This is a genomic window from Streptomyces sp. NPDC048002 (genome assembly GCF_040653275.1).
Classification (GTDB): domain Bacteria; phylum Actinomycetota; class Actinomycetes; order Streptomycetales; family Streptomycetaceae; genus Streptomyces.
The window spans coordinates 56516-81734 of record NZ_JBEZNL010000022.1 but is presented as its reverse complement, the minus strand read 5'-3'; the positions used below and the strand labels follow the sequence as shown (position 1 = coordinate 81734).

The 25219-nt window shown below is 71.7% G+C and carries 26 protein-coding genes; 9 read left to right on the top strand and 17 right to left on the bottom strand.

Features of this window, described 5'->3' with window-relative positions; translation table 11 throughout:
- Window positions 1-52 precede the first annotated feature (52 nt).
- From AB0E07_RS25100 to AB0E07_RS25085, 4 genes are all read left to right on the top strand, one after another.
- The gene (locus AB0E07_RS25100) at window positions 53-706 is read left to right on the top strand and encodes a hypothetical protein (RefSeq protein ID WP_362256301.1); all 654 of its coding nucleotides are present in this window, start codon (window positions 53-55) and stop codon (window positions 704-706) included.
- The gene (locus AB0E07_RS25095; protein ID WP_362256299.1) at window positions 703-1470 is read left to right on the top strand and encodes a glycerophosphodiester phosphodiesterase; all 768 of its coding nucleotides are present in this window, start codon (window positions 703-705) and stop codon (window positions 1468-1470) included. The genes AB0E07_RS25100 and AB0E07_RS25095 overlap by 4 nt, the downstream gene beginning before the upstream one ends.
- 43 nt (window positions 1471-1513) lie before the next feature.
- Window positions 1514-2869 carry an MFS transporter gene (locus AB0E07_RS25090; protein WP_362256296.1) on the top strand — a complete coding sequence of 452 codons (1356 nt, stop codon included), beginning with the start codon at window positions 1514-1516 and terminating at the stop codon, window positions 2867-2869.
- Window positions 2870-3124: 255 nt separating this feature from the next.
- Window positions 3125-3499: an RNA polymerase-binding protein RbpA gene (locus tag AB0E07_RS25085; protein ID WP_003977404.1), complete on the top strand. Its 375-nt coding sequence runs from the start codon at window positions 3125-3127 to the stop codon at window positions 3497-3499.
- Between the two features lie 147 nt (window positions 3500-3646).
- Here AB0E07_RS25085 and fxsA read toward each other — a convergent pair whose 3' ends face one another.
- The 4 genes from fxsA to AB0E07_RS25065 all read right to left on the bottom strand — a co-directional run bounded on the left by fxsA (window position 3647) and on the right by AB0E07_RS25065 (window position 7746).
- Window positions 3647-4204 (bottom strand): FxsA family membrane protein, encoded by a 558-nt coding sequence (gene fxsA, locus AB0E07_RS25080; RefSeq protein WP_362256293.1) that lies wholly within the window; start codon window positions 4202-4204, stop codon window positions 3647-3649.
- A 73-nt stretch (window positions 4205-4277) separates the two neighbouring features.
- A complete protein-coding gene (locus AB0E07_RS25075; RefSeq protein ID WP_362256291.1) occupies window positions 4278-5093 on the bottom strand; it encodes a polyprenol monophosphomannose synthase in 816 nt (271 codons plus the stop codon).
- 550 nt (window positions 5094-5643) lie between these two features.
- The gene (locus tag AB0E07_RS25070; protein ID WP_362256288.1) at window positions 5644-7257 is read right to left on the bottom strand and encodes an amidohydrolase; all 1614 of its coding nucleotides are present in this window, start codon (window positions 7255-7257) and stop codon (window positions 5644-5646) included.
- A 48-nt stretch (window positions 7258-7305) separates the two neighbouring features.
- The gene (locus tag AB0E07_RS25065) at window positions 7306-7746 is read right to left on the bottom strand and encodes an Lrp/AsnC family transcriptional regulator (RefSeq protein WP_362256286.1); all 441 of its coding nucleotides are present in this window, start codon (window positions 7744-7746) and stop codon (window positions 7306-7308) included.
- 267 nt (window positions 7747-8013) lie between these two features.
- Here AB0E07_RS25065 and AB0E07_RS25060 point away from each other — a divergent pair, with 267 nt between their 5' ends.
- Window positions 8014-8451 (top strand): hypothetical protein, encoded by a 438-nt coding sequence (locus AB0E07_RS25060; RefSeq protein WP_362256283.1) that lies wholly within the window; start codon window positions 8014-8016, stop codon window positions 8449-8451.
- Window positions 8452-8817: 366 nt separating this feature from the next.
- Here the strand turns inward: AB0E07_RS25060 and AB0E07_RS25055 are convergent, their stop codons facing one another.
- Window positions 8818-9990, bottom strand: coding sequence for an acyl-CoA dehydrogenase family protein (locus AB0E07_RS25055; protein ID WP_362256280.1), 1173 nt, complete (start codon window positions 9988-9990; stop codon window positions 8818-8820).
- A 327-nt stretch (window positions 9991-10317) separates the two neighbouring features.
- Between AB0E07_RS25055 and AB0E07_RS25050 the strand changes: the two genes are divergently transcribed.
- Window positions 10318-11559: a glycoside hydrolase family 18 protein gene (locus AB0E07_RS25050; RefSeq protein WP_362256277.1), complete on the top strand. Its 1242-nt coding sequence runs from the start codon at window positions 10318-10320 to the stop codon at window positions 11557-11559.
- A 52-nt stretch (window positions 11560-11611) separates the two neighbouring features.
- On the opposite strand, the gene AB0E07_RS25045 is transcribed toward AB0E07_RS25050, so the two are convergent.
- Together AB0E07_RS25045 and AB0E07_RS25040 are read right to left on the bottom strand one after the other, a co-directional pair.
- Window positions 11612-12274: a TetR/AcrR family transcriptional regulator gene (locus tag AB0E07_RS25045; protein WP_362256274.1), complete on the bottom strand. Its 663-nt coding sequence runs from the start codon at window positions 12272-12274 to the stop codon at window positions 11612-11614.
- A gap of 67 nt (window positions 12275-12341) precedes the next feature.
- On the bottom strand, window positions 12342-12482 hold the full coding sequence (locus tag AB0E07_RS25040; protein ID WP_362256271.1) for an SCO1431 family membrane protein: 141 nt from the start codon (window positions 12480-12482) through the stop codon (window positions 12342-12344).
- Between the two features lie 264 nt (window positions 12483-12746).
- Here AB0E07_RS25040 and AB0E07_RS25035 point away from each other — a divergent pair, with 264 nt between their 5' ends.
- Complete coding sequence (locus AB0E07_RS25035; RefSeq protein ID WP_362256268.1) at window positions 12747-13043, top strand: hypothetical protein; 297 nt, start codon at window positions 12747-12749, stop codon at window positions 13041-13043.
- Between the two features lie 65 nt (window positions 13044-13108).
- Here the strand turns inward: AB0E07_RS25035 and AB0E07_RS25030 are convergent, their stop codons facing one another.
- Window positions 13109-14476 carry a peptidase C39 family protein gene (locus AB0E07_RS25030; protein ID WP_362256265.1) on the bottom strand — a complete coding sequence of 456 codons (1368 nt, stop codon included), beginning with the start codon at window positions 14474-14476 and terminating at the stop codon, window positions 13109-13111.
- A gap of 424 nt (window positions 14477-14900) precedes the next feature.
- Here AB0E07_RS25030 and AB0E07_RS25025 point away from each other — a divergent pair, with 424 nt between their 5' ends.
- Together AB0E07_RS25025 and AB0E07_RS25020 are read left to right on the top strand one after the other, a co-directional pair.
- Entirely contained in the window at window positions 14901-15314 is a 414-nt protein-coding gene (locus AB0E07_RS25025; RefSeq protein WP_362256263.1) for a hypothetical protein, read from the top strand.
- 431 nt (window positions 15315-15745) lie between these two features.
- Window positions 15746-17605, top strand: coding sequence for an AAA family ATPase (locus AB0E07_RS25020; RefSeq protein ID WP_362256260.1), 1860 nt, complete (start codon window positions 15746-15748; stop codon window positions 17603-17605).
- Window positions 17606-17904: 299 nt separating this feature from the next.
- Here AB0E07_RS25020 and AB0E07_RS25015 read toward each other — a convergent pair whose 3' ends face one another.
- The 9 genes from AB0E07_RS25015 to AB0E07_RS24975 form a co-directional block, all read right to left on the bottom strand.
- The gene (locus tag AB0E07_RS25015) at window positions 17905-18951 is read right to left on the bottom strand and encodes a hemolysin family protein (protein WP_362256257.1); all 1047 of its coding nucleotides are present in this window, start codon (window positions 18949-18951) and stop codon (window positions 17905-17907) included.
- Window positions 18948-20273, bottom strand: coding sequence for a hemolysin family protein (locus AB0E07_RS25010; RefSeq protein ID WP_362256254.1), 1326 nt, complete (start codon window positions 20271-20273; stop codon window positions 18948-18950). The genes AB0E07_RS25015 and AB0E07_RS25010 overlap by 4 nt, the downstream gene beginning before the upstream one ends.
- 198 nt (window positions 20274-20471) lie before the next feature.
- A complete protein-coding gene (locus AB0E07_RS25005) occupies window positions 20472-20927 on the bottom strand; it encodes a PH domain-containing protein (protein ID WP_362256251.1) in 456 nt (151 codons plus the stop codon).
- 10 nt (window positions 20928-20937) lie between these two features.
- Window positions 20938-21786, bottom strand: a complete 849-nt coding sequence (gene hisG / locus AB0E07_RS25000; protein ID WP_362256248.1) for an ATP phosphoribosyltransferase — start codon at window positions 21784-21786, stop codon at window positions 20938-20940.
- A 48-nt stretch (window positions 21787-21834) separates the two neighbouring features.
- Entirely contained in the window at window positions 21835-22107 is a 273-nt protein-coding gene (locus tag AB0E07_RS24995; protein WP_362256244.1) for a phosphoribosyl-ATP diphosphatase, read from the bottom strand.
- 34 nt (window positions 22108-22141) lie between these two features.
- On the bottom strand, window positions 22142-22627 hold the full coding sequence (gene ribH, locus AB0E07_RS24990) for a 6,7-dimethyl-8-ribityllumazine synthase (RefSeq protein WP_362256242.1): 486 nt from the start codon (window positions 22625-22627) through the stop codon (window positions 22142-22144).
- A 23-nt stretch (window positions 22628-22650) separates the two neighbouring features.
- A complete protein-coding gene (locus AB0E07_RS24985; RefSeq protein ID WP_362256239.1) occupies window positions 22651-23940 on the bottom strand; it encodes a bifunctional 3,4-dihydroxy-2-butanone-4-phosphate synthase/GTP cyclohydrolase II in 1290 nt (429 codons plus the stop codon).
- Window positions 23937-24578 (bottom strand): nicotinamide riboside transporter PnuC, encoded by a 642-nt coding sequence (pnuC, locus tag AB0E07_RS24980; protein ID WP_362256236.1) that lies wholly within the window; start codon window positions 24576-24578, stop codon window positions 23937-23939. The genes AB0E07_RS24985 and pnuC overlap by 4 nt, the downstream gene beginning before the upstream one ends.
- Window positions 24575-25177, bottom strand: a complete 603-nt coding sequence (locus AB0E07_RS24975; protein ID WP_362256233.1) for a riboflavin synthase — start codon at window positions 25175-25177, stop codon at window positions 24575-24577. The genes pnuC and AB0E07_RS24975 overlap by 4 nt, the downstream gene beginning before the upstream one ends.
- Between the last annotated feature and the right edge of the window lie 42 nt (window positions 25178-25219).

Below are 25219 nucleotides of genomic sequence, written 5' to 3'. Positions count from 1 at the left end.
TCAAGCCACAGGGTGTCATGAGGCAGGCCACTACCACCATAGGGGGCACCCCTTGTCCACCAGGAACCGTCTCGGGCGACGGTTGATCCAGCTGTACGCCGGTCTCGCTCTGTACGGAGCCAGCTCGGCCCTGCTCGTCGAGTCCGGCCTCGGCCTCGAACCCTGGAACGTGCTGCATCAGGGCCTGGCCGAACTGACCGGTCTGACCATCGGCGTCGTGTCGATCGTGGTGGGCGCGGGAGTGCTGTTCCTGTGGATCCCGCTGCGTCAGCGACCGGGCCTCGGCACGGTCTCCAACGTCTTCGTCGTCGGCATCGCCATGGACGGCACACTGGCCGCCCTGCCCGCGGCGCACACCCTCGCGGTCCGGATCCCCCTGCTGGTGGCCGGCATCGTCCTCAACGGCGTGGCCACCGGCCTGTACATCTCCGCCCGCTTCGGGCCGGGCCCCCGCGACGGTCTGATGACCGGGCTGCACCGGCGCACCGGCCGCTCGATCCGGCTGATGCGCACCGCGGTCGAGGTGACGGTGGTCGTCTCGGGCTTCCTGCTCGGCGGCACCATCGGCATCGGCACCCTGCTCTACGCGGTGTCGATCGGCCCGCTCGCCCAGCTGTTCCTGCGCGTCTTCGCCGTGCCCCCGGCACCCGACGGCAGCACGGTCGTTGCCGCCGGTCAACCCCGGCGGGCCATACTGCGACGGTGAGCACGCCGATACGCCACCCCTACCTCGACCACCCCGGCCCGATCGCCTTCGCCCACCGGGGCGGGTCCGCGGACGGCCTGGAGAACACGCTGCCGCAGTTCCGGCGGGCGGTGGACCTGGGCTACCGGTACCTGGAGACCGACGTCCACGCCACCCGCGACGGCAGGCTGGTCGCCTTCCACGACTCGACCCTGGACCGGGTCACCGACGGCGCGGGCCGCATCACCGACCTGCCGTGGGCGGACGTACGGCAGGCGCGGGTGGCCGGCGCGGAACCGGTGCCGCTGTTCGAGGAGCTGCTGGAGGAGTTCCCCGAGGCGCGCTGGAACGTCGACGTCAAGGCGGAACCGGCACTGCTGCCCTTCCTCGACCTGGTCGAGCGCACCGGCGCCTGGGACCGGATCTGCCTCGGCTCCTTCTCCGAGGCGCGGGTCGTCAGGGCGCGGCGGCTGGCCGGAACCAGGCTCGCCACCTCGTTCGGCACCCGCGGGGTGCTCGGGCTGCGGCTGCGTTCCTGGGGACTGCCGGCCGCGGTGCGCCGCTCGGCGGTCGCCGCGCAGGTTCCCGAGGCGCAGTCCGGCGTCAAGGTGGTCGACCGGCGCTTCGTCCGCACCGCCCACGCGCTGGGCCTCCAGGTGCACGTGTGGACGGTCAACGAGGAGGACCGTATGCACCGGCTCCTGGACCTGGGAGTCGATGGCATCATGACCGATCACATCGAGACATTGCGCAAGGTCATGGAGGACCGGGGCGTCTGGGTCTGAGACCCGGCGGACCGCGTGCCCGGACGGGGAAGCGAGGGCGCGGGTGGACACCGGCACCATGGGGACGAAGGCGGCCGAGGAGGCCGCGGACCGGCGGCGCGAGCAGCGCGGCTGGTACTTCTACGACTGGGCGTGCTCCGTCTATTCGACGAGCGTGCTCACCGTGTTCCTCGGCCCGTACCTGACCTCGGTCGCCGAGGAGGCGGCCGACGCGGACGGGTTCGTCCATCCGCTCGGCATCCCGGTGCGGGCCGGATCCTTCTTCGCCTACTCGGTCTCCCTCTCGGTGATCGTGGCCGTGCTGGTCATGCCGCTGGTGGGTGCGGCGGCGGACCGCAGGGGCCGCAAGAAGCCGCTGCTGGCGGCGGCCGCGTACACCGGGGCCGCGGCGACCGCGGCGATGTTCTTCCTCGACGGCGACCGCTATCTCCTCGGCGGCGCGCTGCTGATCGTCGCCAACGCGGCGCAGTCCGTGGCGATGATGCTGTACAACTCCTACCTCCCGCAGATCGCCCGGCCCGAGGAACGCGACGCGGTGTCCTCCCGGGGCTGGGCCTTCGGGTACGCGGCCGGCGCCCTGGTCCTGGTGCTGAACCTGGTGCTCTATCTGGCCCACGACTCCTTCGGCGTCTCCGAGTCCACCGCCGTCCGGATCTGCCTGGCCTCGGCCGGACTGTGGTGGGGCGCCTTCACCCTGGTGCCGCTGCGCAGACTGCGCGACCGCCGCACCACCACCGACGGGACGGCGGCCCCGACCACCACGGGCTTCCGGCAGCTGGTGGCGACGATCCGCGACATGCGCCGCCATCCGCTCACACTCGCCTTCCTGCTGGCCTACCTGGTCTACAACGACGGCATCCAGACGGTGATCTCCCAGGCGTCGATCTACGGCTCCGAGGAACTGGGACTCGGACAGTCCACGCTGATCGGCGCGATCCTGCTGGTCCAGGTCCTGGCCGTGGCGGGGGCGCTGCTGCTGGGCCGGCTGGCCCGGAGGTACGGCGCCAAGCGGACGATCCTCGGTTCGCTGGTGGCGTGGACGGTGACCCTGACGGCCGGGTACTTCCTGCCGGCCGGCGCCCCGGTGTGGTTCTTCGTCCTGGCGGCCGGGATCGGCCTGGTGCTGGGCGGCAGCCAGGCCCTGTCCCGCTCCCTGTTCTCCCACCTCGTACCGCCGGGCAAGGAGGCGGAGTACTTCTCCGCCTACGAGGTGAGCGACCGCGGGATGAGCTGGCTGGGGCCGCTGCTGTTCGGGCTCACCTACCAGCTCACCGGCAGCTACCGGGACGCGATCATCTCGCTGGTCGCCTTCTTCGTGATCGGGTTCGCGCTGCTGGCCCGGGTTCCGGTGCGGCGCGCGATCAGCGACGCGGGCAACCCGGTTCCGGCGAGGATTTAGCGTTCAGAGCGAAAGGGCTGTAGTGTACGCGTTTGGCCTGCCAGGCGTACCGTTACTGCGCGTCAAAGATGCCGAAACGCTGGGTGACATCTGCTAGCAGATGTGACAAACCGGGCACTGGTGGGTACAACAAGGGGCGGCTACGACGGCGACGCATGACCCTGAACGGGAATCTTTACCGCCGACCGGACGTTGACCGGATGACGACGACAGCGACACCTGTCCTGTGGGCGACAAGCCCGGGAGGCACGATTCATGAGTGAGCGAGCTCTTCGCGGCACGCGCCTCGTGGTGACCAGCTACGAGACGGACCGCGGCATCGACCTGGCTCCGCGCCAGGCCGTGGAGTACGCATGCGAGAAGGGGCACCGGTTCGAGATGCCCTTCTCGGTCGAGGCGGAGATCCCGCCGGAGTGGGAGTGCAAGGTCTGCGGGGCCCAGGCACTCCTCGTTGACGGCGACGGCCCTGAAGAGAAGAAGGCCAAGCCCGCGCGTACGCATTGGGACATGCTGATGGAGCGGCGCACCCGCGAGGAACTCGAAGAGGTCCTTGAGGAGCGTCTGGCCGTTCTGCGTTCCGGCGCGATGAACATCGCGGTCCACCCGAGGGACAGCCGCAAGTCGGCTTGACCCCCACCGGGTCCGGAACCCGATACAGCACAAGGCCGCGGGCTCCGTACGTTCGAAAGAACGTACGGAGCCCGCGGCTTTTGCCGTGCTCGTCCCAGGCTGCCCGGAAGAGGCGGTTCCGGCAGGGGCGGTTCCGGCAGGGGCGGTTCAGTGCGTCAGCGGCGGGCGCGGACCCTCGGGGGTGTCCCTCGGCTCGTCCCGGACGACCTCGCCCTGCACGACCTTCCCGTCGGGCCGGTGGATGCGGACCTGCTGGAAGGCGTCCCCCAGCGTGCCCGGACCGGCCGTGCGCAGTCGGCGCTCCAGGGTGCGCTCGGTGTAGCGCGCCAGGGCCTTCTGCACCGGCGGGATCAGGAGCAGCAGTCCGATCCCGTCCGAGATCAGGCCCGGCAGCATCAGCAGCAGTCCGCCGAGCATCATCAGGCCGTTGCCGCCGCCGGAGGGCGCCGGGGCGCCGCCGCGCTGGAGGGTCTCGTTGAGGTTCCGGAAGGCGCGCCGTCCCGCCCGCTTGATGACCACCGCGCCGAGCACGAGGCCGGCGAGGAGCAGCAGGAAGACGGTGAGGCCGCCGGCCGCGTCCGCGACCGTCAGGAGCAGCCAGATCTCCAGCACCAGCCAGGCGGCGATCCCCAGCGGCAGGAAGGTGCGCAGCCGGGAACGCCGGGGCCGGGCGGGATGCGTGGGAGTCGGTGCGCCAGTCGTCATGCGTCCAGTGTGCCTGGGTCCGGCTCAGTGCGGGATAAGGGGACGATCAACGGGACCTGTGCGGCCCCGTGGACTACGGCCGGGGCGGCTGCTGCTGCGGCTTCACCTTGCCGAGGATCTTCCCGGCCCGCTCCTGGGCGCCCCAGGTCGTGACCCGCCACAGCGCCTCCACCAGGATGTCCCGGCTCATCTTGGAGTCGCCCAGCTCCCGTTCGACGAAGGTGATGGGCACCTCGACGACGTGGTAGCCGGCCTTGACGGCGCGGCGGGCGAGGTCGACCTGGAAGCAGTAGCCCTGGGAGGCGACGTCGTCCAGACCGAGGCCCTGGAGGGTCTCGGTGCGGAAGGCGCGGTAGCCGCCGGTGATGTCGCGCAGCGGCAGGTCCAGCGCCATCCGCGAGTACAGGCTGCCGCCGCGGGAGATGAACTCGCGGCTCCTGGGCCAGTTCACCACCCGGCCGCCGGGCACCCAGCGGGAGCCCAGCACCAGGTCGGCGCCCTTGAGGGCGGTGAGCAGCCGGGGCAGTTCCTCCGGCCGGTGCGAGCCGTCGGCGTCCATCTCGACCAGGACGCCGTAGCCGTGCTCCATGCCCCAGCGGAAGCCCGCGAGGTAGGCGGCGCCGAGGCCCTCCTTGCCCTTGCGGTGCAGGACCCGGACGTTCTCGTCCTCGGCGGCCAGCTCGTCGGCCAGCTTGCCGGTGCCGTCGGGGCTGTTGTCGTCGGCCACGAGGACATGGGCCTCGGGTACGGCCGAGCGCACCCGGCCGACGATCGCCTTGATGTTCTCCGCCTCGTTGTAGGTCGGAATGATCACCAACGCCGTGCCGAGCGGGCCGAACCGCCTCCCCGAGGACTGCTCCTCACGGATGATCCCGTCGCCGTCGTTCACTGCTGCCCCTTCGTGTGCGTCCGCAGAGGTCCACCTTAGTGGGCTCGGCCTGCGATTAAGTGACATCACGTTCGTATGGTGGTGTCGATTCCACAAGAGCGGGGTAGCCATCTGCTTTTCGGGATCATGAGCGGTGGACTCTGCGGATGGGGGCCCGGCGCCCTTCGGGCCGACCTGGGGCCCGCTGGCTGCGGGTCGACCGAAAGCCGTTGTCTACTGAGCGCCCGGGCCCCACCCGGGTCACACCTCCCCGACCGGCCGGAACGTTCCCTCGCCGTGACGCGGACGCTGAGCCTGGCTCCCAGTGGCGGTGCGCCGGTGCGGCACACCGTCCCTGACCCAGCGGCGTTCGCGACGAGTCCCGGAAGTTCGCGCATACCTGGTCGGGCGTCCGGTGGTGGACTCGGCCGAACCTACCGGCCCCCCGCCGTCGGCTGTCAACAGCCGTTCGACCTGCGCTTCCTTCGCCAACTCCCAGGTCAGCGCCGAGGATACGCAGGTCGTGCGACGCCGTCGCGGCGCCTGATCGGCGGTACGCCGGCCCGGGAGATCACTCGCCCGGGCGTACGAACACGGTCCGGCCGCCCACCACCGTGCGCAGGCAGACGGGCAGGTCACGGCCGGGGGTGAGGTCGGGCAGGCCGGGGGTGCCGGAGCGGGGGTCGGTCGACCAGCGGGCGACCCGGTCATCCGGCGCCTGGACCACCAGTTCGTCCGTGCGCCACACGGCGTAGTCGGCGGGCGCGCCCGGGACCAGGACGCCCGCGTCGTCGCGGCCGACCGCGCGCCAGCCGCCCCGGGTATGGGCCGTGAAGGCGGCCCGCACCGAGATGCCGTGCCCGGGGGTGCGGTGGAAGGCGGCGGCCCGGACGGTGCCCCAGGGGTCGAGCGGGGTGACGGGGCTGTCGGAGCCGAAGGCGAGCGGGACACCGGCCCGCAGCAGGGCCGCGAACGGGTTCAGGGTGCGGGCCCGTTCGGCGCCCAGGCGGGTGGCGTACATGCCCTCCTCGCCGCCCCACAGGGCGTCGAAGGCCGGCTGCACGGAGGCGGTCAGGCCGAGTTCGGCGAAGGCGGCGATCGTCTCGGGGGTGAGCATCTCGGCGTGCTCGACGCGGTGGCGGGCGGCCCGGACACGGGCGAGGCCGACCTTCTCCGCCGCGGCCCGCACGCCCTCCACGACGGCCGTCACGGCGGCGTCGCCGATGGCGTGGAAGCCCGCCTGGAGCCCCGCCTCGGTACAGGCGGCGACATGGGCGGCGACGGCGGCGGAGTCGAGGTACGCGAGGCCCGAGTGGCCCGCGTCGGCGTACGGCTGGTGCAGACAGGCGGTGTGCGAGCCGAGCGCGCCGTCGACGAAGAGGTCGCCCGCCGCGCCCACCGCGCCCAGCTCCCGCGCCTTGTCGACGTCCTGTTCGGCCCAGTAGCCCACGACCCGCGGCCCGGACTCGTCGGCGGCGAGCCGGAGCAGCCCGGTGAAGTCGTCCTCGGAGGAGATCTCCGGGCCCGCGCACTCGTGGACGGTGCCGATGCCGAGGGAGGCCGCGTGGGCGAGCGCGGCCCGCTGGGCCTCGGCGCGCTGGGCCGGGGTCACCGCGGCGAGCGCGGCGGCCCGTACGGCGTGGTGGGCGTCCGCGGTGAGCGGGCCGTCGGCGGGCGGCGGGCCCGGCACCAGGTCCAGCAGGGCCGTCGTCACGACCGCCGAGTGGACGTCGATGCGGGAGAGGTACAGGGGGCGGCCGCCGGTGGCCGCGTCCAGCTCGGCCCGGGTCGGGGGCCGGCCGCCGGGCCAGCGGGCCGCGTCCCAGCCGTGCCCGAGCAGCACCCGGTCGGCGGGGCGGGCGGCGGCGAAGTCCCGGACGAGAGCGAGGGCCGCCTCCAGGGAGGGGGCGGCGGACAGGTCGAGGCCGGTCAGGGCGAGACCGGTGGCGGTGGTGTGGACGTGGGCGTCGGTGAAGGCCGGGGTGACGAGCCCGCCGTCCAGGTCCACGACCTCGTCCACACCGTCGGCGAAGGCGTCGGCGGCGCCCTCCGAACCGACCCAGGCGACCTGGCCGCGCTCGACGACCATCGCGGTGGCGAAGGGGTCGGCGGGGCTGTGGACCTCTCCGCGGCGGAGCAGGACGGTCCTGGACGCGGAATCGGACGGGGCAGTGCGCTCACTCATGGGGAACAGTCTCCCGCCTCGCGTGCGCCGCCCGGCACGCAGGTGGGGTCAGACGCGCGGCGGCCGGGCCTCGTAGGGCGTGGAGAGCACGACCGTCGTACGGGTGGAGACCCCCGCCAGCGAGCGCAGGCGGGCCAGCAGCTCCTCCAGTTCGTGCGGGGTCGCCACACGCACCTTGAGGATGTAGTTCTCGTCGCCGGCCACGCTGTGGCACGCCTCGATCTCGGGAACGCCGGCGAGGCGCTCCGCGATGTCGTCCGGGGCGCTCGGGTCGAAGGGTTTCACCGAGATGAAGGCGGTCATGGGCAGCCCGACGGCCTCGGGGTCCACGACCGCGGCGTACCCGCGGATGACACCACGCTGTTCGAGCCGTCGCACCCGCTGGTGCACGGCCGACGTGGACAGGCCCGTGGCCTTGCCCAGGTCGGTGTAGCTCATCCGCCCGTCCTTGACGAGCAGCTGCACGATCTGTCGGTCCAGCTCCTCCATGGCGCAGAACCTACAGTGCCCCTGACCTCATGGGATAGCTGAGCGGTCCAGGTCATACCCGTTCCGTGATGTGACGGGTGGCGCCGGTGCGTCACCCGGGGGACAAATGGGCCGCCTCGGGCACCTGCGGGCGGCATGTGACGAACGCCACAGCACTCGGGGCTCCTCCGTGATGCGGTCGTGATTACCGCCGAGACCGGGCGGGAAGTGCTTGCTGTGGTCGAGGCCGCAGCGCCGTTCACGGCCCAGCCCGAGGGGGAGAATCCCATGCAGAGTCTTAAGCGCCCTGGTCGTACCGCACCCAAGCGCCCGCAGCTCGTCGTCGAACCCGAGCCGGAGGGCGTCGAACCCGACTTCGGGGACGACGAGTTCGACGCGTACGACACCTTCGAGATGTACCGGGTGATCTGCCCGGACTGCGCGCAGCCCATCGCGCTGCTGGCGGACGAGGAGGTCCTGCCGGAGCACGCCCTGTGCGCCTCTCCGTGGAACCCGTTCGGCCTGACGGTGTGCGCCGGCACCGGACGCCGCGCCTCCGAGGCCCGCTCGGCGGACGAGTCGGCCGAGCCCCAGGAGCAGGTCACCGCGCTGCTGTTGACGCTCCCTCAGGGACTCGACTGGCGGACCCAGCCCTTCTCGCACGTCGGCGGTCCGGGCTCGCGCCCGATGCGCGTACCGACGATGCGCGGCCAGGCCGCGGCCTGAGCCACCACGCCCCGCTTTCCCGGCTCTGACGGCCGGCCTCCCGCACCACTTCCAGCGGGTCGTGGTGCGGGTTCGGCGTGCCCGGGTGAGGGCGGCGAACGCACGCCCGATTCGACGGATCGGTGACCTGTGCGGCCGCCCGGCGTTGCCCTGGTATGGCCCTCACACATTCGACGGCGGAGCGTCCGCGGATCGTCTTCGTGCCGCAGCCCGCAGAATCGGTTCCGCTCGCACCGCCGCAACTCCCGGACCCGCCCATCTACCGGGATCTGATGCGCACTTGGGCGGACCGGGGCCGCACCCTGCCGGGCCACCACGACCCCGAGTGGGTCAGGCTGGCGGCGCCGACGGTGCGGCCCGGCGAGTTCAGCGCCCCTCGGGACCCACGAGGTGACGGGCGATGACCATCCGCTGAATCTGGTTGGTGCCCTCCACGATCTGGAGCACCTTGGCCTCACGCATGTAGCGCTCGGCGGGGAAGTCGGCGGTGTAGCCGTACCCGCCGAGGATCTGCACCGCGTCGACGGTCACCTTCATCGCGGCGTCCGTGCAGTGCAGCTTGGCCATGGCCGCCTGCTTGGCGAACGGGCGCCCCGCGTCCCGCAGCCGCGCCGCCGCCAGGTAGAGCGCCCGGCCGGCCTCGATCCGGGTCGCCATGTCGGCGAGCATGAAGCGCAGCCCCTGGAAGTCCGCGATCGGACGTCCGAACTGCTTGCGCGAGGCGGCGTACGCCACGGCCTCGTCCAGCGCCGCCTGGGCCACGCCGATCGCGCAGGCCGCGATGCCGAGCCGCCCGGAGTCCAGTGCGGACAGGGCGATGGCGAAGCCCTGTCCCTCCTCGCCGAGCCGTCGGGCGTCGGAGACCCGCACACCGTCGAAGTGGACCTGCGCGGTCGGGGAGCCCTTCATGCCCATCTTCTTCTCGGGCGGCGCCGCGCTCAGCCCCTCGGCGTCGCCGGGCACCAGGAAGGCGGTGATCCCCCGCGGTCCCTCCTCGCCGGTGCGGGCCATGACCGTGTAGAAGTCGGCGATGCCGCCGTGGGTGATCCAGGCCTTGGTGCCGCTGATCACCCAGTCGTCCCCGTCCCGGACGGCCTTGGTGCGCAGGGAGGCGGCGTCGGAGCCGGACGACGGCTCGGACAGGCAGTAGGCGCCGAGCAGACCTCCGCCGAGCATCGCCGGGAGGTGCTCGACCTGCTGTTCCTTGGTGCCGTAGGCAGCGAGCGCGTAGGAGGCGAGGGTGTGCACGCTGACGCCGAGGCCGACCGTGAGGCGGGCCGCGGCGAGCTCTTCGAGGACCTGGAGGTAGACCTCGTAGGGCTGCTCGCCACCGCCGTGGTCGGCGTCGTAGGGCAGTCCGAGGAGGCCCGATTCCGAGAGCAGGGAGAAGACCTCGCGCGGGAAGCGTCCGGCGTCCTCCTCCTCGGCCGCCTTCGGGGCGATCTCGCGCTGGGCGATGTCCCGGACGAGCGAGATCAGATCCCGGGCCTCGTCCGTGGGCAGTTGACGGTCCACCGGTTGCGGGGCGCGGTCGGGCATGTCGACGCTCTCCTCCCTTTTCGGGCGCATCGGCGGCCGTGCGCCTTGGGTGGGGCGACTCCGCCGGGGTCTCACATGGTGCGGGCCGATGCTCGCACTTCCGGGTCTCGGAAGCTGCTGACCAGCGGCTGCGCGCTGTGAGTATGCCCGATCGGAGGCACCGAGTCACCAGTTAACGACCGCTTACTCCAAGAAAACTCAAGCCCGGCGGGATTGGTCCGAACCATTGACCCGACTGGTCTAGTCCTCCTAGGGTGCGGACACAACGCTTTACCGCGTTCATGCCAATCGGCGCGCGTTCCCCTCTCCCCCACGAGGAGACACCCGATGCACATACCCCACCGCACCCGTTTCCGGGCGCTCGTCTCCGCCGCCTGCGCGGCCGTCCTCGGCGCCGGACTGCTCGCCGGGGCGGGCACCGCCGCCGCGGGCGCGGGCGCGAACGCTCCCGCGGCCGAGCGGGCCGCCGGCTCCAAGGTGATCGGCTACTTCACCGAATGGGGCACCTACGACCGCAAGTACTACGTCAAGAACATCGACACCTCCGGTTCCGCGGCGAAGCTCACCCACATCAACTACGCCTTCGGCAACGTCACCGGCGGCAAGTGCGTCGTCGGCGACAACTACGCGGCCACCGAACGGACCTACACCGCGGCCGAGTCGGTCGACGGGGTCGCCGACACCTGGGACCAGCCGCTGCGCGGCACCTTCAACCAGCTGCGCGAGCTGAAGAAGAAGCACCCGCACATCAAGGTCCTGTGGTCCTTCGGCGGCTGGACCTGGTCCGGCGGCTTCGGCCAGGCGGCCCAGAACCCGGCCGCGTTCGCCCAGTCCTGCTACGACCTGGTCGAGAACTCCAAGTGGGCCGACGTCTTCGACGGCATCGACATCGACTGGGAGTACCCCAACGCCTGCGGGCTGAGCTGTGACACCAGCGGGCGGGCGGCCTTCAAGAACCTGATGCAGGCGCTGCGCGCGAAGTTCGGCGGCAGCAACCTGGTCACCGCGGCGATCACCGCGGACGCCACCGCCGGCGGCAAGATCGACGCGGCCGACTACGCGGGCGCCGCGCAGTACGTCAACTGGTACAACCCGATGACGTACGACTACTTCGGCGCCTGGGACGCGACCGGTCCGACGGCCCCGCACTCGCCGCTGAACTCCTACTCGGGCATCCCGAAGGCCAACATGCACAGCGCGGCGACCATCGCCAAGCTCAAGGGCCTCGGCATCCCGGCCTCCAAACTCCTGCTCGGCATCGGCTTCTACGGCCGCGGCTGGACCGGAGTGACCCAGGCGGCCCCCGGCGGCACCGCGACCGGTCCGGCGGCGGGCACGTACGAGCAGGGCATCGAGGACTACAAGGTGCTGAAGACCAAGTGCCCGGCGACCGGCACCGTGGGCGGCACCGCCTACGCCAAGTGCGGTTCCAACTGGTGGAGTTACGACACCCCGGCGACCATCGCCACCAAGATGACGTACAAGAACCAGCAGGGTCTGGCCGGCACCTTCTTCTGGGAGCTGAGCGGTGACACCGCGGGCGGTGAGCTGATCAAGGCCATCAAGTGAACCCCTGACAGGGGGGACCCGGGGGCGGAGACCACGAGACTCCGCCCCCTCGTCATGCCCCGGCGCGGCGGGCCGGGGCGGGAGCCGGGTACTCCGGGTCCAGTTCCTCGACGGCGCGCAGGGTGCCGCCCAGTGTCCTGACGAGCAGCTCGCACATGGTCTCGCGGGACAGCAGGGGCCGGGCCGTCCAGTCCAGGGTCGCGCCCTCGACGCTGCACACCCAGGCCAGCAGGGCGGTCCGGGCCGTGGGGCCGATGTCGGTGCGGCCGTAGGCGCCCTCGGCGATGGTCGCGACGATCGCCGCGCGCACCCCGTCCCGGATCTCCTGCACCTCCGTGTCGAAGCCGACACCGCCGCTGACGATCGTGCGGTAGGCGGCCTGGTGGTGCTCGGCGTAGCGCAGATAGCTGTCGATCGTGCGGTGCACCCGCTCCACGGAGGGCAGTTCGAGACCGCTCGCGGCGCAGGCGACCAGATCGGCCACGGCGTCCTCGACGATGGCCAGGTAGTAGCCGCGCTTGGACTGGAAGTAGTAGTAGATCAGCCCCTTGGCCACGTGGGCCTGGCGCGCGATGTCGTCCATCGACAGCGCGTCGTAGGAGGTGTCGGCGAACAACCGTCGCCCGATGGCGATGAGTTCGGCACGGCGGGCGGCCGACCGCTCGGTGCCGCGGGCCCTGGGACGGGGCACCGCGACGCGCTGCTGTTGGTTCAATGTCGACCCTGGTCTACGAGCGGGCGGCAAGACCCCCGCAGTATCGCAGGTCCGGAAATGAATCAGGTCACATCAGGCCGAGCTGGGTCACGAGCATCGCGACGACCACGACGAGGGTCCACCCCATGACATGTTCGAGGACCTTCGGACCGTCCTGGCGGGGACCGCCGGTGCGGACCCGGGCGGCGGTGGTTGCATTCGTACTCATCCGTCCACCTTGCCACCGAAAGGCCCTCCCACCGCCGAGACCTTGCTCACAGCCGACGAGCCCCGTCCATGGCGTCCGCCCGTGTGACCGACCGGCTGCGCGAGCGTTGCGCGCGTGCCGACCGGTGCCCGTGTTGCCCGCATTCAGTGAGGTCGATCACACACCGGGCGGGTGGCTTGCCGGACCCGTACCGCGGACCCGAACCTTCGGCCAAGTGCCGAGTGGAGTAAGGGGTTTGGCATGGTGTGTCCAACCTGCCAGTCGATGAACGTGCAGCATCTCCGCGGCTGGTACGAGTCCCTGCCCGCGGAGTCCCCGCACCGGGGCTCGTTCAAGCCGCCCGACGCTGAGGGCGTGCGGCTCTGGATGGCGTTGGCCGCGGTGGTGGTCGGCGTCGCGATGACCGTGTCGGGCGGAGTCCTGGCCGGGCTGCTCGTCGTGGTGTGCGGCCTGGTGTGGGGTGCCGTGATGCAGCAGCAACAGCGCGCCCACGCCGCAGCGGTCAGCGAGTACGACCGGAAGAAGATCTGCCTCGCCGGCTTCCACGTCTTCCGGGCGTGACGCGCGCCGGAAGACGCAGTCGCGGGTGGGGTCCTCCAGGGAGGCGGGAGGGCCCCACCCGGGGGTCAGCGGATTCCGACGCTCGCCAGTGCGAGTCGCTGGCGCACCGACGGGCGGGCCGGGAAGTAGAGGTAGCAGACGCCTCCGGTGCCCGAGACGACCCGGCCGCTCGCGTTGTACCGCTTGGTCCTCAGCCAGATGTTCTCGAACTCGCGCCTGAGGTACACCCGCCGCACCGCGTCATTGCTCGGCGAGGCGGGGTCGTTGGCGATCACGTCGCCCTGGGCCGTGAAGCCGATGACGGTCATCAGATGGCCGGACGTGCCGTAGCCGGCCCCCGTCAGCTCCTCCTTGAGGAAGGACTGGGACGTTATGGCCGGGATGCCGGCCGCGATCAGCGTCTCCAGTTCGGTCAGCGAACCGATCCGGGTGACCACGCCCTGGAGGTCGTCGAAGGTGGCCGCGTAGGCCGCGTTGAACGGCCAGTTGCCGCAGCCCTCGTACTGGTAGTCGAAGGTGAACCGGGCCGCGTGGCACACCTGGGGGTCGGCGTACGACGGGTCGACCCAGGCCAGCTGGTCCTCGGTGAGCCGGCCGCCCCAGTACTCGATGATCATCTGCGAGGAGGTGGGGCTGCACCAGGCCTCACCGCCGTTGTCGTACTCGGGGTACTGGCCCGCGTGGATCTCCTGCGAGTAGCGCGGGACCGCGAGTTCCTGGGCGAGACCGGGCGTGGAGGCCGGGACGGTGAAGCGGTCCGGGACGTCGGAGCCCATGGCGCCGAGCCGCCACACGGTGGGGGTCAGCCTGGTGCCCGGCTCGCGGTAGAGGGTCAGCCGCAACCGGTAGGAGTTCAGGCGCAGTCCCGTCGCCGGGTCGTCGATGGAGAAGGTGTCGGTCCAGATCGTGCTCTTGTCGTCGGTCTGGTCGTCGACCGAGGTCCGCCGGATGTCCTGGTCGCCCGCGGCCCAGCGGCCCATGACGTACCAGGGGGTGTCGGTGCCGTCGGAGTAGGTGCCCCTCAGCTCGACCTGGATCCAGGTCCCGGCCGGGGTGTCCGCGTTCCAGGACGCGATGGCCTCGGTGGCGGGCACCCGGAGCCGGTGGACCGGGGAGGTCCAGGTGGCGTACTCCCAGGCTCCGGTGGTGCCGGTGTGCGGGTCGGTGTAGTCGGCCACGCCGGCCGGGGCGGCGATCACCAGGCCGGGGCGGGCGCCCGCGACGGCGCGGGTGCCCTTCGCGGTGCCCGAACGCCAGTCGGTGTACGTCGTCCAGGATCGGTTGTCGATCGGCCGGGCCGGGCCGTGCCCGGGTCGGCCGGCGCCGCCCGCCGGAGCGGCGACGGCCGGGACCGCGCCGGCGCCTCCGGCCACGGCCGCGGCGACCGCGGCGGTCAGGACGGTTCTGCGGGACGGCTGTTCGGCTCTGCTCATGGGCGGAAGACCCCCAGGTGTCCGAGTCGGGGCAGGTCCAGTGCTTGGTGTGTGCGCCAACTATGAACGCAGGGGGCGCCTCCTGCCAGCACTTCGGGGCATGCCGCGCCCAGGAATATTGGACTGGACCACTGGCATCCCCGGGTCGCCGCGTCACTAGACTTCCGGTGCGCCACCGGACCCCCGGCGCACCCACGACTCACTCCCGGGAACCGTCATCCACGACCTCGCCTCGCGCCTGAACCGCCTTCCCGCATCCTGCGGCCCGGTCCGACTGATCGGGATCGACGGACACGCGGGATCCGGGAAGTCCACGTTCGCCGCCCGGCTGGCCACCGCGCTGGACGGGGCGCCGGTCCTGCGGCTGGACGACATCGCCAGCCACGAGGAGCTGTTCGACTGGACCGGCCGACTGCTGACGCAGGTGATCACCCCCCTCTCCCGCGGAACCACCGCGCACTACGCCCCCTACGACTGGCGGGCCCGCCGCTTCGGACCGCCCGTCGCCCTGGAGCCCCGCCCCGTCGTCCTGGTCGAAGGGGTCGGCGCCGGGCGGCGCGCGCTGCGGCCGCATCTGGCCCTGCTGTTCTGGATGGACCTGCCGCGGGCCGAGTCCTGGGCGCGCGGTCGGTCGAGGGACGGGGACGAGCAGCGGGAGTTCTGGGACGGCTGGGTCGGGGCGGAGCAGCGGCACTTCGCGGCGGACCCCTCGCGCCCCCACTCCGAGGTGCTGGTACGGCAGCGCGGGGAGGGATACGAGCTGCGTCCCGGGCCTGCCGGGACGCGGGAGACGAACCGTCTCCTCACGTTGAGTGACGGACCGTCCGCTGTGTGGTGAACTCGTGAAGATCCTCTCGCGGGAACTTCCCGGACTGCCCCAACTCCGCTTGACCCAAAGGCCGTACAGGTCTTACGTTCTGGATGTGCGGCCCGTTCGGGACCGCCCCCAAGACGCGAAGCCCCCGGTTGTTCCCCCGTGATCGGGGGCTTCGTTCTGCCCTCCCCCGAAGTTCGGCCGCACCGAGGCACGATTCGCTCACCCTCGGTCACCTAACCGTGCGCCCCCTCTGCTCCCACCTCGCCGAACGGGCTCGTGCCGCACCCTGGGGCGGGCGACACCACCGCAGGTACGATGCCCTAGGTGCGACCTGGGATCCGGGCTCCGCGCACCGCTGCAACTCCGGTCCGCGGTACGGCGGTTCGACTCCGGCGGCAGACGGACCACGGCCCGGTGACCGACCGACGGGGGCACGGTTCGTGGGGGACGTGATGGACTTCGGCACGCGGGGCCCCGAGGCCCCGGCCGACCTCGCCTGGCTGCGAGGCGTGGACGCCTACACGATGGGCGCCTATCCGCAGGCCGAGGAGGAGTTCCGCACCGCGGTGCGGCTGGATCCCGGCATGGCCGACGGCTGGCTCGGGCTGCACGCGCTGCGCGTCGACACGACGACCGCGCTGCTGCGGATGTTCCGGCACCGGGACCGCTTCGGCGAACAACGCACCCGGCACCGGCGGACCCTCAACTCCTGGTACTGGCTGGGCTGGTGGGTGCAGCCGGTGCTGGAGAGCCCGCGCGATCTGCTGCTCGCGCACGCCTCGCACTGGCTGGACGGCCGGCACGTACCGGAGCTGGACCGGGCCCTCGCCGGCCTGCCGCCGGTGGACACCGACGCCCAGGTCCGCTTCCTGCACGCCTGCCGGGCCTACCTGGTCAAGGACTGGGAACAACTCGTCCGGCACACCGACCCGTTGATCGACGACCCCATGCTCGGCATCGAGGCGGGCCTGTTCGGCGGCATGGCCCGGGTCCGCCTGGAGATGTACGGCCAGGCCGAGCCGCTGCTCTCCGCGGCCCTGATGCGCTGCCGCAGCGAGCAGCCGCAGCGCAAGGAGCTGCGCTACTGGCTGGCGCGGGCCCACGAGGGAACCGGCCGCTCGGCGGCCGCGCTCCCCCTGTACCGGGCCGTGCACCGGGTGGACGCCGCCTTCATGGACACCTCGGCGCGGCTCGCGGCCATCGCCGAGGGCGACGGCTTCGACGAGGCGGGTGATCTCGCGCCGATCGCGCTCGCCGGCTTCGGGCAGGACTCCGTCGACGGCCCCGACACCCTCGACCCGCTCTTCGAGGGGCGCGACCTGAAGCTCTCGGGGCTCGATCCGGTGGCGTCGGGGCCCCTGCCGCCGGTGCCGGAGCCGGGGGTGCGGGAGCGGGCCGGGCTTCCCGGGCAGCCGCCGCCGGCGGGGCCCACCGATCCCGGGCTGCTGGAGGAGGCGCTCGCCGAACTGGAGCGCATGGTCGGCCTGGAGCCGGTCAAACGCCAGGTCAAGGCGCTGTCGGCGCAGCTGAACATGGCCCGGCTGCGGGCCGGGCAGGGCCTTCCGGTGCAGCCGCCCAAACGGCACTTCGTCTTCTCCGGCCCCTCGGGCACCGGGAAGACCACGGTCGCGCGCATCCTGGGGCGGGTGTTCTACGCCCTCGGACTGCTCGGCGGTGACCATCTGGTCGAGGCCCAGCGGGCTGACCTGGTCGGCGAGTACCTCGGGCAGACGGCCGTGAAGGCCAACGAACTGATCGACTCGGCGCTCGGCGGCGTGCTCTTCGTCGACGAGGCGTACGCGCTGTCCAACTCCGGGTACGGCAAGGGCGACGCGTACGGGGACGAGGCGCTCCAGGTCCTGCTGAAGCGGGCGGAGGACAACCGGGACCATCTCGTGGTGATCCTGGCCGGCTACCCGGAGGGCATGGACCGGCTGCTGGCCGCCAACCCGGGGCTGTCCTCCCGCTTCACGACCCGGGTGGACTTCCCCTCCTACCGGCCGCTGGAACTCACCTCCATCGGTGAGGTGCTCGCCGGGGAGAACGGCGACGTGTGGGACGAGGAGGCGCTGGACGAGCTGCGCTCCATCGCCGGGCACGTGGTGGACCAGGGGTGGATCGACGAGCTGGGCAACGGGCGGTTCCTGCGGACGCTGTACGAGAAGAGCTGCGCGTACCGGGATCTGCGGTTGTCGACATACCCGGGGGTGTTGACCCGGGACGACTTGTCGACCTTGCGGTTGCCGGATCTGATGCAGGCGTACGGGGAGGTTCTGTCGGGGCGGGGGCCCCAGGATCCTCCTGGGGTGTAGGGCCGCCTCCTGGGGTGGGGTTGTCGTTGTGCGGCGGCTGCGGGTGGGTCGTGGCTTGGCGCGCGGTTCCCCGCGCCCCTCAGGGGGTGGTCGATACCCGTGTTGGGCAGGTGCGGGTGGGTCGTGGCTTGGCGCGCGGTTCCCCGCGCCCCTGAGGGGGTGGTCGATACCCGTGTTGGGCAGGTGCGGGTGGGTCGTGGCTTGGCGCGCGGTTCCCCGCGCCCCTCAGGGGGTGGTCGATACCCGTGTTGGGCAGGTGCGGGTCCCCGCGCCCCTGGTGGGGGCGCGGGGGCTGTTGGTCAGCTGGCCAGGGCCTGTTGGGGCAGGGATCGGTGGGCCGGGTCCGTTACCTCGCCGACCAGGTGTTCCAGTACGTCCTCCAGGGCGACCAGGCCCAGGACCTTGCCCGAGGCGTCCGCGACCTGGGCCAGATGCGTGGCCGCCCGCCGCATCACCGTGAGGGCGTCGTCCAGCGGGAGTTCCGGCCGCAGTGTCGTCATGGGGCGCCAGACCTGCTGGGGCACCGCCCGCTCCGAGTCCTCCAGGTCCAGTACGTCCTTGACGTGCAGGTAGCCCATGAAGGCGCCCGTCTCGGCCACCACCGGGAAGCGGGAGTAGCCGGTGCGGGCGGTCAGCTCGACGATCCGGCCCGGTGTCACCGACGGCGGGACCGTCACCAGTGACTCCCGGCCCAGCAGGACGTCCGTCACCGTCCGGGAGCCCAGCTCCAGGGCGTCCTCCAGGCGCTCCTGCTCCTCCGGGTCCAGCAGGCCCGCCTGACCGGCGTCCTCCACCAGCCGGTTGAGCTGCTCGCTGGTGAACACCGCCTCGACCTCGTCCTTGGGCTCGACCCGGAACAGCCGCAGGATGCCCTGGGCGCAGGCGCCGAGGGCCACGGTGATCGGCCGGCACAGCCGGGCGAAGGCGACCAGACCCGGGCTGAGCCACAGGGCCGCCTTCTCGGGCGCGGCCATCGCGAGGTTCTTCGGGACCATCTCGCCGATGACGAGGTGGAAGAAGACGACGGTCGCGAGGGCGATGACGTACCCCAGCGGATGGATCATCGCGTGGGGCAGGTGGATCCACTCGAAGAGGGGCTCCAGCAGGTGCGCCACGGTCGGTTCGGCCACCGCTCCCAGGGTCAGCGAGCAGATCGTGATGCCGAACTGGGCGGCGGCCATCATCTGCGGCAGGTGCTCCAGGCCGTACAGGACCTGCCGGGCGCGGGCGGTGCCGAGCGGTTCGATCTGGCTGCGGCGGACCGAGACCAGGGCGAACTCGGCGCCGACGAAGAATCCGTTGGCCAGTACGAGCAGGCCGGCGAAGAGCAGTTGGACGAGGCTCATCGGACGGCCTCCGGCACGGGGGCGGTCCGCACCAGGCGGACCCGCTCGGCGCGGTAGTGGCCGACCTGGCGCACCGACAGCCGCCAGCCGGGCAGTTCGGCCCGGTCGCCGGGGACCGGGATCCGGCCGAGCAGGTCGGCGACCAGTCCGGCGACGGTCTCGTACGGGCCCTCGGGCACGTCGAGTCCTATGCGCCTGAGGACGTCGACCCGGCAGCTGCCGTCGGCGTCCCAGGCGGGCCTGCCGTCCTCCGCCGGGGCGGAGGCGAGTTCGGGGAGGTCCTGGCCGTCGTGCTCGTCGCGGACCTCGCCGACGATCTCCTCGACGATGTCCTCCAGGGTGACCACACCGGCGGTGCCGCCGTACTCGTCGACGACGACCGCGATGGGCTGTTCGCTGCGCAGCCGGGCCAGCAGCGGCCGGACCGGCAGGGTCTCGGGGACCAGCAGGGCCGGCCGGGCGATCCGGTCGACGGAGGTGCGCAGCCGGTCCGGCGCGGGGACGGCGAGGGCGTCCTTGAGGTGGACCATGCCGACGACCTCGTCGATCCGGTCCCGGTAGACGGGGAAGCGGGACAGGCCGGTGGCGCGGGTCAGGTTGACGACGTCCTCGGCGGTCGCCGAGGACTGGAGCGCGCTGACCCGCACCCGCGGGGTCATCACGTGCTGCGCGGTCAGCTCGCCGAGCGACAGGGTCCGCACGAACAGGTCTGCGGTGTCCTGCTCCAGGGTGCCGGCCCGCGCGGAGTGGCGGGCCAGGGAGACGAGTTCGCCGGGGGTGCGGGCGGAGGCCAGCTCCTCGGTGGGCTCGATGCCGAGCGCGCGCACCATCCGGTTGGCGACGGCGTTGAGGGCCGCGATGACGGGCCGGAGGATCCGGGCGAAGAGGTGCTGGGGTCCGGCGACGAACCGTGCCACCTGGAGCGGCCGGGAGACCGCCCAGTTCTTGGGCACCAGTTCACCGATCACCATCTGCACGGCTGACGCCATGAGCATGCCGACGATCACGGCGACCCCGGAGACGGCTCCCTCGGGGATGCCCAGCGCGGTGATCGGGCCGCTCAGCAGCGCCGCGAGGGCGGGTTCGGCGAGCATGCCGACCACGAGGGAGGTGATGGTGATGCCGAGCTGGGTGCCGGAGAGCTGGAAGGAGAGTTCCTTCAGGGACTCCACGACCGTACGGGCCCGGCGGTCGCCCTCGGCGGCGGCCTTCTCGGCCTCGGGCCGGTCGACCGTCACCAGGCCGAACTCGGCGGCGACGAAGAAGCCGTTGGCGAGGATCAGCAGGAACGCGGCTGCGAGCAGCAGCAGGGGGATGGTCATGCCGCCGCCTCGATATGTCGGGAGGGGGCGGCGCAGGTACTACAGGACGATCCGTCCATCGCTGGAGGGAGTCACTCCTCGGGTAGCAGGGGGCCTCTGAGGACCGGGGGGAACATCAGCGGCGGAGGCGTCGTGAAAACGCCTCCGCCAACAGATTAATCAAGACCCGGGCCCGTGCGGCAGGGTGAGCGCCCTCACTCAGGCCCGGTGTTCGCCGGAGTCGCGGATCGAGCGGGCCTCGGCGAGGGCGCGCAGGGTCCGCGCGTCCTCGATGGCGCGCTGCTTGGCGATGCCGGGCTGGATGCCGAGCGCGGGCAGGCTGGTGCCGTCGCTGAGGTCGAGGAAGACCCAGGGGTCGCCGGGGCGCAGGTTGACCCGGAGGATCTCGGCCCAGTCCAGCCGGCGCCGGCTCGCGATGTTGACGACCGTGACCCCGGAGTCGTCGGCGACGACCTTGACCCGGGCCAGCATCGCCAGGACGCCGAACATCAGCGCCCCGGTGAGGACGAAGCTGAGGCGCTCCCCCGGGCCGAGCTTCTCCAGCAGGAGGGCGACGGCCGTGATGACCACGAAGATCGTGGCACCGGCGGTGAGCAGGACGGCACGGGTGCGGCCCGGTCGGAAGGTGACGGGCAGTGCGGGCAGTTCGGACATGGCGGGGCTCTCAGAGGCGGCAGGCGTGGATGGCCGTCGTGAGGATGGCCCGGGCGCCGATGTCGTACAGGTCGTCCATGATCCGCTGGGCCTCCTTGGACGGGACCATCGCGCGGACGGCGACCCAGCCCTCGTTGTGCAGCGGGGACACGGTCGGGGACTCCAGGCCGGGGGTGAGGGCGACGGCTTTCTCCAGCTGCTCGACCCGGCAGTCGTAGTCCATCATCACGTACGTCCGGGCCACCAGGACGCCCTGGAGGCGGCGCAGGAACTGCTGGACCTTGGGGTCCTCGGCGTCGGCTCCGGTGCGGCGGATGACGACGGCCTCGGACTTCATGATCGGCTCGCCGAAGACCTCCAGGCCCGCGTTGCGCAGCGAGGTGCCGGTCTCGACGACGTCGGCGATGACCTCGGCGACGCCCAGTTCGATGGCCGTCTCGACGGCGCCGTCGAGGTGGACGACGGAGGCGTCGATGCCGTTGTCGGCGAGGTGGCCCTCGACGATGCCCTCGTAGGAGGTGGCGACCGTCTTGCCCTTGAGGTCCTCGATGCCGTTCGCGGTGCCGGGCTTGGCGGCGAAGCGGAAGGTGGAGCGGGCGAAGCCGAGCGGGAGGATGACCTCGGAGTCGGCCGCGGAGTCGATCAGCAGGTCGCGGCCGGTGATGCCGATGTCCAGGCGGCCGGAGGAGACGTAGATCGCGATGTCGCGGGGGCGGAGGTAGAAGAACTCGACCTCGTTCTCCGGGTCGACGATCCGCAGTTCCTTGGATTCCCGGCGCTGCTGGTAGCCGGCCTCATGCAGCATGTCCGCCGCAGGGCCTGAGAGGGAACCCTTGTTGGGGACGGCGATGCGCAGCATGAGGTCGGCTTCCTTTGCGTGTGGGGTGGGCGGGTGTGCGGCGGTGGCTCAGAGGTGGGCGTAGACGTCGTCGAGGGAGATCCCCCGGGCGACCATCATCACCTGGACGTGATAGAGCAGCTGGGAGATCTCCTCCGCTGCCGCGTCCTTGCCCTCGTACTCGGCGGCCATCCAGACCTCGGCGGCCTCTTCCACGACCTTCTTGCCGATGGCGTGGACGCCCTTCCCGACCAGTTCGGCGGTGCGGGAGGTGGCGGGGTCGCCGGTGGCGGCCTTGTGCTGGAGCTCGGCGAAGAGCTCCTCGAACGTCTTCTTGGACATGGTGACGCTCAGCCTATGCCACACACCCGGTTCGTCAGTGCCAGGGTTCGGATACTGAACGCAGGGTGGCCGCGGTGGCGACCGCGGCGGTCACCGCCTCGTGGCCCTTGTCCTCGTTGGAGCCGGGCAGCCCGGCCCGGTCCAGGGCCTGCTCCTCGGTGTCGCAGGTGAGGACACCGAAGCCGATGGGGACGCCGGTCTCCACGGAGACCTGGGTCAGGCCCTGGGTGACGCCCTGGCACACGTACTCGAAGTGCGGGGTGCCGCCGCGGATGACGACACCGAGGGCGACCACCGCGTCGTAGCCTCGGCCCGCGAGGACCTTGGCGACGACCGGCAGTTCCCAGCTGCCCGGGACCCTGAGCAGGGTCGGCTCGTCGATCCCGAGGTCGTGCAGGGCGCGCAGGGCGCCGTCCACCAGGCCGTCCATCACCTTCTCGTGCCACTGCGCCGCGATGACGGCGACCCGCAGGTCGTCCACGCGCTGTACGGACAGTTCCGGTGCACCCTTGCCGCTCACGTCTCTCCTTGTGTGCTTTCTCGCTACTGGTTGCCGCAGGCGGAGACGGGGGCCGCCTCCAGCCAGGGCAGGTCGTGTCCCATGCGGTCCCGCTTGGTGCGCAGGTACCGGAGGTTGTGCTCGCCCGCGGTGACGGGCATCGGTTCGCGTTCGGTGACCTCGACGCCGTGCCGCACGAGCGCGTCGGACTTGTCGGGGTTGTTGGTCAGCAGGCGGACGCTGGTGACCCCGAGGTCCTTGAGGATCTGGGCGCCGGCCGCGTAGTCCCGGGCGTCGGCCGGCAGGCCGAGCTCCAGGTTGGCGTCCAGGGTGTCGCGGCCGCGCTCCTGGAGCTCGTAGGCGCGCAGCTTCGAGAGCAGGCCGATTCCGCGGCCCTCGTGGCCGCGCAGGTAGACCACGACGCCGCGGCCCTCGTCCTGGACGCGGTCGAGCGCGGCGTCCAGCTGGGGTCCGCAGTCGCAGCGCGCGGAGCCGAAGACATCGCCGGTCAGGCACTCGGAGTGGACGCGGACCACGACGTCCCTGCCGTCGCCGATCTCGCCGTGGACCAGGGCGACGTGCTCGACGCCGTCGACGGTGGAGCGGTAGCCGTAGGCGGTGAAGGTGCCGTGCGAGGTCGGCAGGTGGACCTCGGCCTCGCGGCGGACGGTGGGCTCGGCGGAGCGGCGGTAGGCGATCAGGTCCTCGATGGAGATGATCGTCAGGCCGTGCTTGCGGGCGAACGGGATCAGCTCGGGCAGCCGGAGCATCCGGCCGTCCTCGCCGGCGATCTCGACGATGGCGCCGGCCGGGCGCAGGCCCGCGAGGCGGGCGAGGTCGACGGCGGCCTCGGTGTGGCCGTCGCGGACCAGGACGCCGCCGGGCCGGGCGCGCAGCGGGAAGATGTGGCCGGGGCGGACGAAGTCGCCGGGCACGGCGTCGCCGCTCGCCAGCAGCCGGAGCGTGGTGGCGCGGTCGGAGGCGGAGATGCCGGTGGTCACGCCGTGGGCTGCGGAGGCGTCGACGGTGACGGTGAACGCGGTCCGCATGGACTCGGTGTTGTTCTCCACCATCAGCGGGAGGTCGAGCCGGTCCAGGTCCTCGCCCTCCATGGGGGCGCAGATCATGCCGCGGCACTCGCTCATCATGAAGGCGATGATCTCGGGGGTCGCCTTCTCGGCGGCGATGACGAGGTCGCCCTCGTTCTCCCGGTTCTCGTCGTCGACGACCACGACCGGGCGGCCCGCGGCGATGTCGGCCACGGCCTGCTCGACCGGGTCGAGCGACCAGTCCTCGATGTTGTCGGTGCTGTACAGGACGGGAACCCTGCTCATGCGGGTGCTCCTTCCGGAACGGGCCGCGTGTCCCTGCGGGAACGCAGCCACCAGTCGCGCATGCCCCACAGGACGAGCGCGCCGTAGATGACGTAGACGAAGCCGGAGAAGGCGTAGCCGTTCGCGAAGTTCAGCGGGACGCCGACCAGGTCGACGAGGAGCCAGGCGAACCAGAACTCGACCATGCCGCGGGCCTGGGCGTACATGGCGACGATCGTGCCGACGAAGATGTAGGCGTCCGGCCAAGGGTCCCAGGACAGGCTCGGGTACGCCTTGAACAGCAGCGCCACGGCGACGGTGCCGACGGCGGCGAGGGCGGCCATGGCGGCGCGCTCGGTCCAGGTGGCGAACCGCACCGAGATCCTGCCGTCGCGGTCCCGGTCGGTGCCGCGGTTCCACTGCCACCAGCCGTACAGCGCGACGGCCATGACGACGGCCTGCTTGCCGGCGCTGCCGGTCAGGTGGCCGTAGAAGGCGCCGAAGAGGACGAGGCCGGAGAGGAACTGCACGGGCCAGGTCCACAGCGAGCGCCGGAAGCCGAGCGCGAGGGCGGTGAGGCCCAGGGTGTTGCCGACCATGTCCGACCAGATGATGTGCTGGCCGAACAGGACGAAGGCCTCGGAGTTGAGCGAGTTCACGCCTGCCGCCCCCGGTCCGCGAGGAGCCTCTCGACGTACTTGGCGACGACGTCCACTTCCAGGTTGACCGGGTCGCCGGGCTGCTTGAGGCCGAGCGTGGTCAGGGCGAGGGTGGTGGGGATGAGGCTGACGGTGAAGTAGTCGGGGCCGGCGTCGACGACGGTCAGGCTGATGCCGTCGACGGTGATGGAGCCCTTCTCCACGACGTAGCGGGAGAGGTCGGCGGGGAGCGAGACCTTGACGATCTCCCAGTGCTCCGAGGGCTTGCGCTCCAGTACCGCGCCGGTGCCGTCGACGTGGCCCTGCACGATGTGCCCGCCGAGGCGCGCGCCGACCGCGGTGGGCCGCTCCAGGTTGACCCGGGAGCCGACGCCGAGGGCGCCGAGGCTGGAGCGGTCGAGGGTCTCGGCCATGACGTCGGCGGTGAACTCGTCGCCCTCGTGGTCGACGACCGTGAGGCAGACACCGTTGACCGCGATGGAGTCACCGTGTTTGGCGCCCTCGGTGACCACGGGACCGCGCAGACGGAAACGACAGGCGTCGCCGAGGTTCTCGACCGCGGTGATCTCGCCCAGCTCTTCGACGATTCCGGTGAACACGTCCCGGGTCCTCCTGCCTCATGGGGGCACGGACTCCGGGGC